Origin of the sequence: Gilliamella sp. B3482, assembly GCF_026536805.1 — a bacterium.
GTDB lineage: Bacteria > Pseudomonadota > Gammaproteobacteria > Enterobacterales > Orbaceae > Gilliamella > Gilliamella apicola_E.
On sequence record NZ_JAFNNL010000001.1, the window covers coordinates 15,369 to 30,293 of the forward strand.

Genomic DNA, 14,925 nt, shown 5'->3' on the forward strand with positions numbered 1-14,925 from the left:
CCGTTGGCGACAGAGCGACATTTTAATAACTGAGGGGGTTAATTCAATGAGTAAAAAGGTAGAATACTGGGAAGACAAGATTTATGACGTTGATTTACCCATTCCAAAATTCAATCAATTTGACCCAGTTTTATATGACGGAATCAGAACAGAGATCGCTGATAGCGCCAATTATTATGCGTTCAATGATGATGGTGTGATGTGTCCATGGTACTACGTACCCACCCTACTGGATAATTATATTTATATTGAGTTAGTACCAGAGACTGATTTAACTAAATTCACAAATAATTGAGGATTGTTAAATGACTAATGCAAAAAATGAGCTATTAAAAATCATTCGAGAGATAGGAATCCCGATAAAATGTGCCGTTATCAAATTTGACGGAGATAACATTGATGAATGCAAGGGAGAGGCGTGTTTAAAAATTAATTATGAAAAATCAGATCTTAACTTATTTTTAAACCAGATTAATTTTGAATATAACAGTGGATATGGCGGTCAATATTTATACGGAAATGTTTGGCTTGATGACGGCTCATGGTTAGAACGAGGTGAATATGACGGTAGCGAGTGGTGGGAACATAAAACATGCCCCGATATACCGAATGAGTGTAAATGAACAAATTAATTTTTAGGTTTTAGGTTTTAGGGGGTTTAAATGTCTAAATTTATTGAGGTAACGGACGGTAGAGAGAAAACGCTAGTGAATGTTGATCAAATCCTTTTCGTTTCAGATTATACCACAAACGCCTGTATCCGCCTAGGCGAAGAAGTTGTGCTTCCTGTCAAGGAAACCTACGAGGAAATAAAAGCCATGCTGGAGGTGGTTAATGGATGAATTTCCTTGGCGTAAGGCTAAAACAGAGCCACCAGACTATAATGACATTCCCATAGCAAAAATCAAATGCGTTGAGGGCTATCACTATTGCATAGATAGCAAATGTGAGGGCGGTGACTGGATGTGTTGCTGGGAGGGCGATGAGGTTATTGAGTGGTTTAGTTTATATGAAATGCCATTTGATATGTTTTTAACGAGAAAAATCGAACTGTACGACAAAACAGTATACAAAAATATAGATGATGCCAGAGTTGACGGCGCAATATCTGAAATTAGTGTTGAGGGTGTCACTAACGAAACAATGAAACTAATTATCAATACTGTTTCTGAGGTTTTCGGTAAGGGCAAAAACAGCATCGGAATACATATAGAAAGTGAGTAAATTATGATTACACCTGAAGAATGGAAAAAACTGAAAATTGGTGATTTATTATACATTGCTATCGCACCATCGACCCGCATTAAAACAGCAAAAATTAACGAGATCAATGACAATTGCATTACCATTGAAAATGATAATGGCGGTAACCGTTGGATTTACCCGCCACGCGTTATGAATTATTTTTGTGAAAAAAATGATGCTATAAAGTATTTGATGTTAGTTGTAAAACATAAAATTAAAAAACAACAAGAGATATTGCTGAAGCTACAAAACCAATGGGAGAAAGAAAATGACTAGATTCACAGGCACTTTTGTAATAACCACAGAAGCAAAATACAAGTTTGAAATTGAAGCCGAAACTCAAGAATCGGCATTGTATCAGTTAGAAAACGAACCGTTTAGTTGTTTATCCTCGCCAAAACCTACCGACGAAATGACATTCGGAGTAAGCGAGGTTGAACTTAAGGTGAGCGCCCACGATGATGAATTGAAAGAATCGCTCCTCTTAGTGCTTGAAGAGATGCACAAGGTGATGACGTTAGAAAATGCTAAAAACCAATTGGAGAGAGAAAATGGCAATTAATACAATGACAGCAACAGGCAACGTCGGTCAGGATGCTGAATTACGGTATTTACAAAACGGCACAGCAGTTAGTGAATTTAGTTTACCAGTTAAAGCTGGTTACGGAGATAATCAAAAAACAGCATGGATCAAGTGTGTTATATGGGGCAAAGTGGCAGAAATTTTTGCTCCAAATATTAAAAAAGGTGATTTGGTAGCTGTAAGTGGTGAATTTTATGTTGAAGAATGGGAAAAGAACGGCGTGACAGTCACAAAACCATGCTTGCGTGTAAATCAAATTCAACCAACTAAAAAATTGGATGGACAAGTTCAACCTAGCCAGCAACAATCGCAACAACAAAACAATTCACAATCAACACCAGAAACGGATATTAACGACGATTCCATCCCGTTTTAGAGAGTGACAATAAATGAATAAACAAGAAATAATCGATAAATGTATTGAGTCATATTCAAGACTTAAAAATTTAAAGTTGGTTGGTCTTGAAGTCGGCATCCCTTGGCAAACTGTTTATGTCTACTTAAAGCGATCTGGCGTAACTGTAACTGGTGATAAAGCTAGATATGGGTCGGCTATAGATAGAGTGGCTGTTATTGGCGAGCAACGCTTCCACAAAGCTGTACCGTTTGCAGTTGATAACAATAATTTACAATTTCAGGCTTCAATAGACTTCAGTGTCTACAACTTAACTGTAGATGTCAAAACTTCAAAATTACAACATAAAAAGTCTTATAAAAAATCAACAGATAGATGGTCTTATTGCGTAAATAAACAAAAAGATATTGCAGACTTATTTGTCCTTTATGCCTTAAATGATGATCTAGAAACAGAACACGTATTTCTTATGCCGAATGAGATAGTAACTAATGCAACTACTATATCAATCCCAAAATCTGGGAATAGCAAATGGTTTGATTACAAAGTTGAAGAAGATGAACTAGCAAGATTTTTCAAACAACTTGCCGCTTAATCTAAATCAATTAGTTATTAATATAACCGCTCATGTAGCGGTTTTTTATTGTGAGTAATATTATGAAACATCTGCCGAATAATGATAATCAGTTCTACCCTACCCCTCGAAAACTGGCAACTGAATTATTTTCAATGTTAACTAAAGATAAAAGTAATTATAGTTATATTTTAGAGCCAAGCGCTGGCAAAGGCGATTTGATAAAATATTTTTATGATGACGCATCAACTTGGGGCAGACGCGTTTTTCGATTTAGTTGTTGTGAAATTGATCATAATTTATCTAGCATTCTACTGAATATCAAAAATTCAGGTGAGCGATATGAATATGAAAATTTAAATTTAGAAATTGTTGGTAGTGATTTTCTCGAATTCAATTCTATTGAAAACTACGATTTGATTATCATGAATCCACCATTTAAAAATGGTGATAAACATTTGTTACACGCATTAAATTATGTTGTTGATGGCGAAATTCTATGCATATTGAACGCTGAAACACTTAAAAACCCATACACCAACAATCGAATTTTACTCAACCAAAAACTAAACGAACTCAATGCTACAATTAAATATGTTGATGGCGGTTTTTCGACTTCAGAATCAGAACGTAAAACGGATGTTGAGGTAGCTCTAATTCATATTAAAAAAGAGCAAGATATTGAAAAGATATTTAGTGATGAATATGAAAAGATGAACTATGACATTGATTTAAAAGACGGCTCGGAAGTTAAAAACATTAAAAAACATCAATCAATTGACGATATGTTACTTGAGTATCAAGATTACCAAAAGCGTATTATGCGCACATGTGAAACAATGTTTAAAGCGTCCTACGGTTGTCGTGATTTAATTCATGTCTCGATTGGAGAGAGATTAGAAACCGCGCATTCTTATTCAATTAAGAGTATTGATCAAGCGTTAAGGCGTGCAAATGGTATTATTAAAGATCGCTATTGGAGAAAATTGTTAGACCGCAAAGAGTTTAGGGACAAACTTACAACAGCAGAGGTAAACACATTTAACAATATTATTAGACGTTTTTCCAACATGGAATTTTCACGTAATAACATCAATACACTATATGAATACATTTTAAAAAACGGCAACGATTTATTCAAAAATGCAATATTCGCTTTATTTGATAAGATAACTCGTAAAAGTTCTTACTATCCAGAAAAGTCTAAGAATATTTATTTATTTAATGGTTGGAAGTCTAATAATGGTTACAAAATTAATTCTAAATTTATTTTAATCATACAAGGTTGGCCGAAAACATGGTTTCATGCAGACTATAGAGTAATAGAAGAATTAGATGATATCGAAAAGGTATTTGTCTATTTTAATAATGGTATATATCCAGAAATAAAATTAAGCCAAGCATACACTGCTTGGTATGATGATTATCTAGCAGGTAAGACAACTAATAGAAATCTTTTTGAAAATTCTATGTTTAAAGTTCGTCTTTTTCAAAAAGGTACTATGCATTTTTATGTAAAAGACGAGGCATTGCTCAGACGTTTTAATGTATATGTCGGGCGTGAACGAACATGGTTACCGCCAGACTACGCAATGAAAACTTACAATGATTGTGACAGTGAAGAAAAACGGGTTATAGACGAGTTCGAGGGTGAAAAACAATATACATCCAATCTGAACGATCCGCTACTAACCAACCTAAACAAATCACTACTAATGATAGAGTCTGTATAGTTTATCCCCAAAACCTGTTCATAACTCGTTTGATATCCACCCTATCCTATTAATTTAAAATAAAATAATGCGATGATTATTTATTGTGCACACGGAGTAATTACAATGAAAATTGATGATACAGTATTGAATCATAAAAAAGTCGAATTTAGATATATTGAATTCGGAGATGTTTTTTCATTTGGTAACGAATTTTATATTAAATCTAATCTAGATCCCTACACACTTGCTTTCTATCGTAAAAAGAGAGATGAAATCAATGAAAATAATACTAAAGATTTTGAATACGTAGTTAATATTTATGATGGTTCTGTGACTGCATTTGAACAAACAACAATGGTTCGCCCAATTAAAGCCAAGCTAACCCTCGACAAATAACACACTCATTAACTCAATTCTCACGCTGATTATTCAGTGTGCGATTTCTATTATCTAAAGGAAATGATTATGACTAAACAATTAAAAAAGATTCTTATAAATCACAATGGTTTCGCATATGTAAAAAGCGGTGAAGATAAGTTGATTATCAGTTGTGATTTAATTAGTAAAGAAAGCGACGGTTATATTGCGTCAGCTATGCATTCTGATGATTTTGTAGAGTGGGCTATGAATTTAGATGATGTAACCGAAATTATAGCGTTGCTTTATTAGTAGAGGTAATCAATAACTAAATATAGCGAACTATATAAAAATGATATTCAATTAGAGAGCATATAATGACTATAAAAAAATACAACATAGAGCCAGTTTTAGGTTTAGATGGCACGCAGACTTTCATAATGAAAGAGCATCAATTTGGTAGTTACGTTACGAGTGAATGCGCCGAAAATTTATTAACTAAAATTGATGGACTGAAATTGACCATTGCACTACATGAACAAAATGCAGTGAAAACAAGAAACAAACTAAACAGATTAAAGGTGAGTAGAACGGAATTTGATTATTACAAATACAAATCAATGACATTATCTGAAATAACTCAAGCATTAACAACGTGCGTTATGGATTCAATCCAAAATAAGAAAAATATTGATTCTAATCAACATTTATTAGTTCTATTGAAATCAGTTTTTGGAAACTGTTTAGAGCTAACAACTGATACTAGCGTTAAAGAAGTTCAGAATTTAATTGAGGCGTTTCATCAATTGCAGACGAATATTGAGTTGCAGGAGGTGATCAATGAAACCTCGTCAAATTAAGAAAAATAGCAAACATGCTACGAGGTTATTGCTCAAACTGTTTCCTACATTATATCAAGAGTATCATTTTGAATATGATTGCTGGACAAACGAATATTTTACATTTGCTCCCACTGGAGGGCTTTATTTAGATTATGGAGAATGTGAGGATGTCGTATCAGCATCATTAGCACTGTTTGATGCAATTAGGTATTTTCATAAAAATTGGAATAGGCGAACTACTATACAGGTATCAGGTTGTTATGGAGAAATAGTAGAAATTCCAAAATTAAATGCGACATGGCAACAATTATTGACCGAATGCAGAAAACTAGCAAAAGCAAGGGCACAGTTTAAATGAAAAAGAAATTTAAACAACGCAAGCAACACTACTTCTTATTTGCATATAAATTTCAATGCACAAATGGTAAAGATGGGTATGGGTGTAAAACCATATCAAAAAATAATATAAATGTAACACAAACAACCTTTAATTGTATTTGGGAATTATTAAAGAAAGATGTTGATGATGTTGAAAATATGATTATAACTTCAGTTAATTATCTTGGTTATATGACTGAAAAAGAATTTAACGATAATTGATCAATATAGGGATGGTATATGAAAAAATATAATCTAATTTACGCCGATCCGCCGTGGCAATATTCGAATCAATCAACACGAGCCGCCACAAAAAATCACTACCCCACTATGACATTCCAAGAACTTAAATCACTAAACATAAAATCAATAGCAGATAATAACAGCATATTAATTATGTGGTATACGTCTGCATTTGCAAGGCAAGCTGATGCGCTAGCCTCTCATTGGGGTTTTGAGGTTAAAACTATGAAATTGTTTACATGGGTGAAATTAAATAAAAACTATCATCAAAACATAACTAAACAACTAAAACAACACGGTTGTATGAATTCTGAGGACGTTTTTAATTTAATTAACGATCAGCTGAGATTTGGATTAGGTAATTATACTCGTGCAAATAGTGAGGATTGTTTGATAGCTGTTAGAGGTAAAGGCATTCAACGAATTAATAAATCAGTTAGCCAGATAATTTTAGCCCCGATAGGGGCGCATAGCGCAAAACCTCAGGAGGCACGAGACCGAATAGTTCAATTATACGGAAATGTACCGAGGGTTGAATTGTTTGCCCGTCAGAACGTAAACGGTTGGGATGCGTGGGGTAATGAATGCATAAATGATATTGAGTTGTGAGGTGTAATTATGGAGATTATCACACTAAAAGAAGCGTCTAAAATATCCAAACTATCATATACATACCTCTTTGAGAGAAAGCTGGAATACGGGTTTTCATATCAATCTAAATCCGAAAAGAAGAAAGTTGGGAAATGGTTAGCTGATAAAAAAGAGTTTGAAGAAAAGTTCAAAGCAAATCATAATGCAAATCGGCTAACCTCTGAAATTAAGGAGGTAAAAAAATGTCAATCAAAAAGCGTGGTGAATACTGGCACATTGACATCGTCACGCCAGATGGCGGAAGAATTAGGCAATCTACTGGCACGACAGACAAAAGGCAAGCGTTAGAGTATCATGACAGGCTAAAAGCTGAATTATGGGATACTGTGAAACTAAATAAAAAACCGCAACGGCTATTTGAAGAAGCGGTTATTTTATTTTTAAAAGATGGTAAAGAGCAAAAAAGTTTTAGAGTGAAACAAGCGCGAGCTGAATACTTTTTATCAAAATTTGCAGGTCGTGAACTATCATCTATAACTGGTGAAGAAATACTAAAATCATTGCCAGTTATAGTTGAAAAAACGTGTAAAAAAGTTTCTAACGCAACAATAAACAGATATCGAGCTGATATTATGCGTATGTTCTCTTTAGCATATAAGTTAGATTGGATCGATTCTGTGCCGTTTGTTCCAAGAGTTAAAGAGCCTAAAGTTAGAGTAAGATGGATAACTAAAGAAAAGGCTGCTCTTCTAATTCAAAACCTGCGTTTGCAATGGATGAAAGACGTTTGTTTTTTCGCGTTATCTACAGGCGCACGAATGAGCGAGATATTTACGTTAACATGGCATAACGTTGACTTAGTTAATCGTGTAGCTACTGTGACAAATGACAATGCTAAATCAGGTAAAGCGAGAGCTTTATTGTTAAATCACGATGCGGTGGAGTTAATACGAAAATTGAGATTTAAAAACAATTGTGAGTTTGTTTTTACAAGATCAACACTAAAGCGTGTTTATGATATTGATCGTCGTGATTTTAGCGATGCATGTGAATTATCAGGTATTGAAGATTTTCATTTTCACGACTTGAGACATACTTGGGCAAGCTGGCATGTTCAAGCAGGTACACCACTTTTTACGTTGAAAGAGCTTGGCGGCTGGGAAACGTTAGAAATGGTGAAAAAATATGCCCACTTGAATGCTGATCACATGTTAGAGTTTGCAAACAATGTCACATTTACAGCACAAAGCGCAATTGACTTTTTCGACACAAAATCAAAAACAGCTTAAAACTGTTAAAAATCATATTGATAATGGTGGGTTGTGAGGGGATCGAACCCGCGACCAATTGATTAAGAGTCAACTGCTCTACCGACTGAGCTAACAACCCATTTAGTTAGTTGGGATATTCTATATAACTTTATATTCTAATGCAAATCCTCTATTCTCAAATTAATATAATTGTCAGAATGAAAACTCATTTACAACTAAACGGTAACATGTAAACCAACGATACCGATAATAATCACACTCAGACCAAATATTCGAGTGAAATTCTTCGGTTCATTGAAGATAAGCATATTAGCCAAAACCGCACCTGAAGTACCTAACCCTACCCACACTGGATAAACTATACTTAAATCTAGATACTTGAGTGAAAAATAAAATAGTATAAATGAAACAAAAAAACCGCCCCAATAAAACATTAATCGCAACAAGCTTTTTTGTTGCGAGTATAGCTTAAGACCTATCGCGCCAATAACTTCGAAAATTGCAGCAGTTAAAATAAATAACCATCCCATATCTCAATCCAAATTTTAGTTAATTAGCTATCAGCTCGTTTTAATTGCACAACACCAATGATAATTAATGCTACAAAAAATATTTCAATCAGTTTAATTTGTTTGCCAAATACAACCATATCAATCAGTAATGAGCCAATCGCGCCAACACCAGAAAATATTGCATAGACAGTGCCTGTAGGAATAGTCTTACATGCATTAGTTAAAAACGTAAAATCAACAATAATGACTAATACAACAATCACCCAATGCCACCACTGGCTCGCAGTAGTAAAACCAAATACCCAACACAATTCAAAAAAGCAGGTGAGAACAACAAATACCCACTCTTTATTCCTGCTGTACATAATGACCTCATTATTTTTTTATTTTTTGTTTATATTGCTTAATTTTATTATTTCATTAATGTGCTTAATGAAAACAAAAGACGGTTCGCAAACTAAAACATTTGCCACCTAAAGATTATGATGTTTATGCAGAGAAACAGTTCAACCTTATATATAATATCGATAGTTTCTGAAACACTTTAATGCTATTTCTTACTATTTATTAACAATTCTATAATGACGGATGAAAAATGGCAAGCCTAGAATTATTGATAATTGTATGCTTTTAAATAACTTTCTCAAAAATTGAGAGAAAATCCGAAATAAAATTAATCCATTTAACTTAAATCAATTACCAAAAATGATAACTTAATATAGCTTAGATCCTATCCTTAATCCCAGCAAATGATCAATCTTACTCAACGCGTAATTGACGAATAAAATCTATCTAATTTAAAAAAAAGTTGAGGAAAGGGGTTTTTTTTCAATTAAATCAATATAGAATACTTCGCTTAGTATTTTAATTCATTTTAAATCAAAATAATTCAAGTACTTTAAGTGTAACTTATTTAATATTTATATTAGAAAATAAGTCAGATAAATCAAAAAGGAATAGACAATGTCAAATAAATCGGACAATGAGTTTAAAGTCGGAATAAAGGCCTATGTGTCACTAGTTGTTGCCATACTGTTTTTTTCCGGGCTATTTTATAACGTGGATGGAAAAGCTTGGTTAGGTGCATTTGATTTTACCAGCTTAAGTGGTAAGTTTGGTACTATGCTTCACCCTGAAAAAAATACTTTTGTTGGTGAAGGTGGAAATAGCGCCAGAGCCGGTTTTATTTTTGCCTTATCACTAATACCGACAGTGATGCTTGCGTTAGGTGTTTTAGAAATTTTTACCCATTACGGTACAATTCGTGCAGCTCACAAACTATTAACTCCCCTTCTTAAACCTATTTTAGGGGTTCCTGGTAAAACGGGCCTTGCGTTAATTACTGATTTACAAAGTACTGACGCTGGAGCCGTATTAACTAAAGAGTTGTATGATGAAAAACAGATCAGTAAAAAAGATCTTATCATTATCAGCGCCTGGCAATATTCAGGAGCGGGCTTAATTAATAACTACTTTTCTATTGGTTCTGCGCTTTTTGCTTCAATGACTGTCGCAATATTTACACCATTGGTCATTATGATTGTATTGAAATTCGTTGGTGCAATTTTAGTACGCATGATTTTAAATTCAGTTTATAAAAAGGATTTTATCAATGAATAACTCAACCAATCAAAAACAGACTAACAATCCATTAGATATTTTCGTTATTGGTGCTCGCAAAGGCTTCAATATTGCAATAAACAATTTAATGCCTAACATTATTATGGCATTTGTTATCACGGAAATATTAAAAAGATTAGGTTTGATGCAATTAATCGGTGAAGTATTTGCACCCGTTATGGGGCTATTTGGTTTGCCGGGTGAAGCTATAACGGTATTGTTGACCGCTTGGTTATCAGCTTCAGCAGGAACGGGTGTTGCTGTAAATTTAATTTCTGGCGGTATTTTAAGTGGTGTTGATATCACGATCTTAGCACCAGCTATTTTCTTAATGGGCTCACAATTACAATATATGGGACGTTTATTGGGTGTTGCTGATGTACCTAAAAAATATTGGCCACTATTAATGCTTAACAGTATAGTTAATGCTTTAATTGCGATGATCATCATGCGATTTATAGTGTGATAAAGGAGATATCTATGTCTAATGTACTTGAACATTACCACTATTTACATCAAATTCCTGAGTTGGGTTTTGAAGAATTTAAAACCTCAGCCTATATCGCGGATAAACTTAAAGCTGCTGGCTATAAAGTAGCACGAAACATTAACAATACCACAGGAATTGTTGCTGAATATGACAGTGGAAAACCCGGTCCAGTGTTAGCATTACGAGCTGATATGGATGCTCTAGGTCATATCATTGAAGGTGAACACTGTGCGAGACACACTTGTGGACATGACGGTCACTCATCAATGTTATTAACTGCAGCCCAAGAACTCATTAAAGAAGGTAATATAAAAAAAGGAAAATTAAAGCTAATTTTTCAACCTGCTGAAGAGTTAGGTTCAGGTGCTTTAGCCATGATAGAAGGCGGTGCTATTGACGATGTTGATATGATCATTGGCTTACATGTACGTCCTAAAGATGAATGCCCAAAAGGCTGTGCATCAGCTGCCATGTTTTATTCAGCCTCAACGACAGTTGAAGTAAATATCCATGGTATTCCTGCTCATGGTGCAAGACCACATTTAGGTGTAAATGCATTAGATGCTGCAACTATGGCAATTCAAGCTGTGAATACTATTCACCTAGCGCCCAGCTTAACTTATAGCGTGAAAGCCACACGTTGTATATGTGATGCGGGTGTAACGAATGCTATTCCATCAGAGGCCTATGTTTGTTGGGATTTAAGAGCCCCAACTAATCCTGCTATGGATGATTTAAAAGCAAAAACACTTAAAGCAATCGAACTCAGCGTTGCATCAATTGGTGCTAAAGCTGATATCAAAGTATCAAAAGAGATACCAGCAGCTGAAATTGATGATGAAGTCACAAAAATTATTGCTGAATCTATTATAGATGTGCTTGGCAAAGATGGATTAAAAGATCCTATTTTTACCCCAGGTGGAGAAGATTTCTTCAATTATCCTCGTGAAAGAGATGTAAAATCAGGTTTTTGGGGATTGGGTGTTGATTTAACACCAGGTCTACATCATCCAGATATGACTTTTGATACATCAGCATTAGAAAATGGTGTAAAAATCACTAAAACTTGTGCTTTAAAAGTTTTGGGTTAAGTAAATTATTCCGCCGAATATTTCGGCGGTTTCTTGAAAGACTTATAATGATTTACGATAGGCCACAATATCATCAATTGTAACTACTGGTAACTGATGCTTTTTAGCAAATTCGACAACTTGTGGTGCTCTAGCCATTGTTCCATCATCATTCGTTAATTCACAAATTACAGCGGCTGGTTTAAAGCCTGCTAATGAAACTAAATCTACAGAGGCTTCTGTATGACCTCGACGACTCAAGACGCCATTCTCTTTTGCGACTAATGGAAAGACATGGCCTGGATGATTTAAATCACTTGGTTTTGCATTATCTGCAATCGCAGCTTTTACCGTAGTGACTCTGTCCGCAGCCGATACGCCAGTTGTTACGCCTTTCGCAGCTTCAATAGTAATAGTAAAAGCGGTCTGGTTTTTACTGGTGTTGTTAGCAACCATCATTGGTAACTCTAATTTATCGCAATAGGATTGTGGCATACATAGGCAAACTATACCACTTCCATATCGAATCGTTAGCGCCATTTGTTGTGTTGTAATTGTTTGTGCTGCCCAAATAATATCGCCTTCGTTTTCGCGATCTTCATCATCTAGCACTAATACGCCAGATCCAGCTTTGATTGAAGCGATTGCTTTTTTGACACGCTCGATGGGTGTTCCGAATTCATTTAAGTTAAACTGATTCATGGTAAATACCTATCCTGTTTTATTAAACTAATTATATTTATTCTTAATTAATTTGAATTCATTAAGTTATAAATATATTAAATACCAGAATCAGGGCAAGTGCTTGACCATAGTGATTTTGCTATAGCGCAAATATAGAAAAGATAAGCTACTCTCTTTCATCCAGACTTTAACTGTCGGCTTTGGAATCTCACCAAATCTGCTTGTCCTTAATAAAATCTATTTTATTAAGCGCTCGTGGGCTATACCACCGGTGGGGAATTGCGCCCCGCCCTGAGAATTTTTTGTCAGTGAACTGACATCAAACACTATAATATAATTCAATAAAAAAAACACGTATATTTTATGAGGATAAATAAATTGCCGCATAAAGCGGCAATTTTTGAAGAGGCAATTAATGCATTCGAATTTCACGCAAATGCCGTTTTTCAGCTCGACGCATCCAAAGCCATGAAATGAAGCCAATAATACCAACAATTAATAAAATAATTGTCGCTAAGGCATTAACTTGAGGATCAACCCCTAATCGGACTTTAGAAAATACCAGTTTTGGTAACGTCATCGCACCTGGCCCTGTCACGAAATTAGCGATAACCACATCATCAAGTGATAAAGTAAATGCCAATAACCAACCAGATACAAGAGCTGGAGCAATCATAGGTAACGTTATAATGAAAAATACCTTTAATGGATTTGCACCCAAATCTAATGCAGCTTCTTCAATTGACTTATCTAACTCTCGTAATCTTGCGCTAATAACGACTGTCACATAAGCGGTACAAAATGTTGCATGAGCGAGCCAAATAGTAATTGCACCTCTTTGTGTTGGCCAACCAAGTACTTGTCCCATTCCAACAAATAACAATAGTAATGCCAAACCGGTTATTACATCTGGCATAACTAGTGGTGCCGTTGTCATAAACGAAAACAAATTAGATCCTCGGAACCGTCTATATCGTATTATGGCGTAAGCAGCTAAGGTACCAAGTACAATTGCTAATGATGCAGCACCAGCAGCAATAGAAAGGCTCAATCCTACCGCTTTAAGTAAGGCTTCATTGTGGATCAATTCAAAATACCATTTAGTTGAAAATTCAGACCAAACAGTTACAAGTCTTGAACTATTGAAAGAATAAACAATCAAAATGATCATCGGTATATATAAAAAGGAAAACACTAATAATAGAATTAATCCTTTTAAAAATTTACCTAGCAATGATATCGTTACAATAATTGTCAAAATAAGACTGAAGACAAAACATCCCACATATAAGCTACTACTACTCAATAAAGCAAAACCAGATGCTGAAATCAAAACCGATAGCACCAATGAACCTAAGAATGTGGAGATAAAAACAATCAATGCTGATCGCACGATTAATGGTAAATTATTCATTTATTTACCTCCCATTTGTCGGTTTTGGAATTTGTTAAAGTAATAGATAGGGACAATTAATATCAATAACATCACTGTTGCGACAGCTGATGCAGCTGGCCAATCGTGATTATTAAAGAATTCAGCCCATAGTTGAGTACCAATCATTAGACTATCTGAAGGCCCTAACAGTTCAGGGATTACATATTCCCCAACCGCTGGAATGAATACCAACATGGCTCCAGCAATAACACCATTTTTAGTTAATGGTACGATAATCCTAAAGAAGGTTTTGATTGGCTTACAGCCTAAATCTAATGCTGCTTCAATTAGGGTTGAATCGACTTTACTTAATGATGTGTAAATTGGTAACACCACAAACGGTAAGTAAGAATATACAATACCGATATAAACAGCTAGATAAGTTTTCATAATGATCAGCGGTTGATCAATAACACCTAACCACATTAAGAAATGATTTAACAAACCATTAGGATTCAATATCCCAATCCACGCATAAACACGAATTAAAAATGATGTCCATGATGGTAATATAATCAACAATAATAAAATATTTCGAGTAGATGGCTTGCATTGCGATATAGCCCATGCTAATGGATAACCAATCAAAATACATAATAATGTCGAAATTGCAGCCACTTTCAATGACTGTAAATAGGAGTCTAGATAAATAGTATCAGCTAATAAATTTAGATAATTACCAAAATTTAAAACAATATTTACCAGCCCATCTTCATAACTAAAAAGTTCTGTATAAGGAGGAACGGCTATCGCCACTTCCGAAAAGCTGATTCTAAATACGATTAAAAATGGTAATAAAAAGAGTAACAGCATCCAAAAGTAAGGAATCGCGATAACTAACAAACGACCATATAATGTCATTAAGTCGGAATCATCACGTTGATGTCGCATCTTTTTATAAGCATAATAGATAGCAACCAAACCGACTAATTCAGGTATATATAAAATACTACCAGCTAT

At 34.6% G+C, this 14,925-nt stretch carries 24 protein-coding genes, 1 tRNA gene, 1 pseudogene and 1 riboswitch; of the genes and pseudogenes, 20 read left to right on the forward strand and 6 right to left on the reverse strand.

Annotation, left to right across the window (positions count from 1 at the left end; translation table 11 throughout):
- Positions 1–46 precede the first annotated feature (46 nt).
- From J3U18_RS00140 to J3U18_RS00220, 17 genes are all read left to right on the forward strand, one after another.
- Entirely contained in the window at positions 47–295 is a 249-nt protein-coding gene (locus J3U18_RS00140) for a hypothetical protein (protein WP_267352612.1), read from the forward strand.
- 10 nt (positions 296–305) lie between these two features.
- Positions 306–623 carry a hypothetical protein gene (locus J3U18_RS00145; protein WP_267352613.1) on the forward strand — a complete coding sequence of 106 codons (318 nt, stop codon included), beginning with the start codon at positions 306–308 and terminating at the stop codon, positions 621–623.
- A gap of 39 nt (positions 624–662) precedes the next feature.
- A complete protein-coding gene (locus J3U18_RS00150; protein WP_267352614.1) occupies positions 663–842 on the forward strand; it encodes a hypothetical protein in 180 nt (59 codons plus the stop codon).
- Positions 835–1,224: a hypothetical protein gene (locus J3U18_RS00155; protein ID WP_267352615.1), complete on the forward strand. Its 390-nt coding sequence runs from the start codon at positions 835–837 to the stop codon at positions 1,222–1,224. The genes J3U18_RS00150 and J3U18_RS00155 overlap by 8 nt, the downstream gene beginning before the upstream one ends.
- Before the next feature lie 3 nt (positions 1,225–1,227).
- Entirely contained in the window at positions 1,228–1,521 is a 294-nt protein-coding gene (locus J3U18_RS00160) for a hypothetical protein (RefSeq protein WP_267352616.1), read from the forward strand.
- Positions 1,514–1,807: a hypothetical protein gene (locus tag J3U18_RS00165; RefSeq protein WP_267352617.1), complete on the forward strand. Its 294-nt coding sequence runs from the start codon at positions 1,514–1,516 to the stop codon at positions 1,805–1,807. The genes J3U18_RS00160 and J3U18_RS00165 overlap by 8 nt, the downstream gene beginning before the upstream one ends.
- Positions 1,797–2,204 carry a single-stranded DNA-binding protein gene (locus J3U18_RS00170; protein ID WP_267352618.1) on the forward strand — a complete coding sequence of 136 codons (408 nt, stop codon included), beginning with the start codon at positions 1,797–1,799 and terminating at the stop codon, positions 2,202–2,204. Before J3U18_RS00165 ends, J3U18_RS00170 begins: the two co-directional genes overlap by 11 nt.
- A gap of 13 nt (positions 2,205–2,217) precedes the next feature.
- Positions 2,218–2,778 (forward strand): hypothetical protein, encoded by a 561-nt coding sequence (locus J3U18_RS00175; RefSeq protein WP_267352619.1) that lies wholly within the window; start codon positions 2,218–2,220, stop codon positions 2,776–2,778.
- A 62-nt stretch (positions 2,779–2,840) separates the two neighbouring features.
- Positions 2,841–4,490: a DUF4942 domain-containing protein gene (locus J3U18_RS00180; protein WP_267352620.1), complete on the forward strand. Its 1,650-nt coding sequence runs from the start codon at positions 2,841–2,843 to the stop codon at positions 4,488–4,490.
- Positions 4,491–4,595: 105 nt separating this feature from the next.
- Complete coding sequence (locus J3U18_RS00185; RefSeq protein ID WP_267352621.1) at positions 4,596–4,868, forward strand: hypothetical protein; 273 nt, start codon at positions 4,596–4,598, stop codon at positions 4,866–4,868.
- A 69-nt stretch (positions 4,869–4,937) separates the two neighbouring features.
- Positions 4,938–5,141, forward strand: a complete 204-nt coding sequence (locus J3U18_RS00190; RefSeq protein ID WP_267352622.1) for a hypothetical protein — start codon at positions 4,938–4,940, stop codon at positions 5,139–5,141.
- Between the two features lie 65 nt (positions 5,142–5,206).
- Positions 5,207–5,689, forward strand: a complete 483-nt coding sequence (locus J3U18_RS00195) for a hypothetical protein (RefSeq protein WP_267352623.1) — start codon at positions 5,207–5,209, stop codon at positions 5,687–5,689.
- Positions 5,670–6,029: a hypothetical protein gene (locus J3U18_RS00200; protein ID WP_267352624.1), complete on the forward strand. Its 360-nt coding sequence runs from the start codon at positions 5,670–5,672 to the stop codon at positions 6,027–6,029. The genes J3U18_RS00195 and J3U18_RS00200 overlap by 20 nt, the downstream gene beginning before the upstream one ends.
- Positions 6,026–6,271 carry a hypothetical protein gene (locus J3U18_RS00205; protein WP_187755115.1) on the forward strand — a complete coding sequence of 82 codons (246 nt, stop codon included), beginning with the start codon at positions 6,026–6,028 and terminating at the stop codon, positions 6,269–6,271. The genes J3U18_RS00200 and J3U18_RS00205 overlap by 4 nt, the downstream gene beginning before the upstream one ends.
- 18 nt (positions 6,272–6,289) lie before the next feature.
- Positions 6,290–6,901, forward strand: coding sequence for an MT-A70 family methyltransferase (locus tag J3U18_RS00210; protein WP_267352625.1), 612 nt, complete (start codon positions 6,290–6,292; stop codon positions 6,899–6,901).
- A gap of 9 nt (positions 6,902–6,910) precedes the next feature.
- Positions 6,911–7,231, forward strand: a complete 321-nt coding sequence (locus J3U18_RS00215) for a hypothetical protein (protein WP_267348171.1) — start codon at positions 6,911–6,913, stop codon at positions 7,229–7,231.
- Positions 7,126–8,172, forward strand: coding sequence for a tyrosine-type recombinase/integrase (locus J3U18_RS00220; protein WP_267352626.1), 1,047 nt, complete (start codon positions 7,126–7,128; stop codon positions 8,170–8,172). Before J3U18_RS00215 ends, J3U18_RS00220 begins: the two co-directional genes overlap by 106 nt.
- A gap of 24 nt (positions 8,173–8,196) precedes the next feature.
- Here the strand turns inward: J3U18_RS00220 and J3U18_RS00225 are convergent.
- The 3 genes from J3U18_RS00225 to J3U18_RS00235 form a co-directional block, all read right to left on the reverse strand.
- A tRNA-Lys gene (locus tag J3U18_RS00225) sits at positions 8,197–8,272 on the reverse strand.
- A 97-nt stretch (positions 8,273–8,369) separates the two neighbouring features.
- Positions 8,370–8,684, reverse strand: coding sequence for a DMT family transporter (locus J3U18_RS00230; RefSeq protein WP_065563283.1), 315 nt, complete (start codon positions 8,682–8,684; stop codon positions 8,370–8,372).
- A gap of 23 nt (positions 8,685–8,707) precedes the next feature.
- A complete protein-coding gene (locus tag J3U18_RS00235) occupies positions 8,708–9,031 on the reverse strand; it encodes a DMT family transporter (protein WP_065734479.1) in 324 nt (107 codons plus the stop codon).
- 598 nt (positions 9,032–9,629) lie between these two features.
- On the opposite strand from J3U18_RS00235, the gene J3U18_RS00240 reads away from it, so the two are divergent.
- The 3 genes from J3U18_RS00240 to J3U18_RS00250 are packed head-to-tail and all read left to right on the forward strand — an operon-like array spanning position 9,630 to position 11,867.
- A complete protein-coding gene (locus J3U18_RS00240) occupies positions 9,630–10,286 on the forward strand; it encodes a nucleoside recognition domain-containing protein (protein ID WP_065734480.1) in 657 nt (218 codons plus the stop codon).
- The gene (locus tag J3U18_RS00245; protein WP_065563280.1) at positions 10,279–10,752 is read left to right on the forward strand and encodes a YjiG family protein; all 474 of its coding nucleotides are present in this window, start codon (positions 10,279–10,281) and stop codon (positions 10,750–10,752) included. Before J3U18_RS00240 ends, J3U18_RS00245 begins: the two co-directional genes overlap by 8 nt.
- Before the next feature lie 14 nt (positions 10,753–10,766).
- Entirely contained in the window at positions 10,767–11,867 is a 1,101-nt protein-coding gene (locus tag J3U18_RS00250; protein ID WP_267352627.1) for a M20 peptidase aminoacylase family protein, read from the forward strand.
- Positions 11,868–11,909: 42 nt separating this feature from the next.
- On the opposite strand, the gene ribB is transcribed toward J3U18_RS00250, so the two are convergent.
- From ribB to potH, 3 genes and pseudogenes are all read right to left on the reverse strand, one after another.
- A complete protein-coding gene (gene ribB / locus J3U18_RS00255; RefSeq protein ID WP_267352628.1) occupies positions 11,910–12,548 on the reverse strand; it encodes a 3,4-dihydroxy-2-butanone-4-phosphate synthase in 639 nt (212 codons plus the stop codon).
- 146 nt (positions 12,549–12,694) lie between these two features.
- Positions 12,695–12,833, reverse strand: a riboswitch (FMN riboswitch).
- Between the two features lie 109 nt (positions 12,834–12,942).
- Positions 12,943–13,701 (reverse strand): ABC transporter permease subunit, encoded by a 759-nt coding sequence (locus J3U18_RS00260; protein ID WP_416380372.1) that lies wholly within the window; start codon positions 13,699–13,701, stop codon positions 12,943–12,945.
- Between the two features lie 243 nt (positions 13,702–13,944).
- Positions 13,945–14,817: pseudogene (potH, locus tag J3U18_RS00265) on the reverse strand (putrescine ABC transporter permease PotH); the annotation flags it as partial.
- Positions 14,818–14,925: the final 108 nt, after the last annotated feature.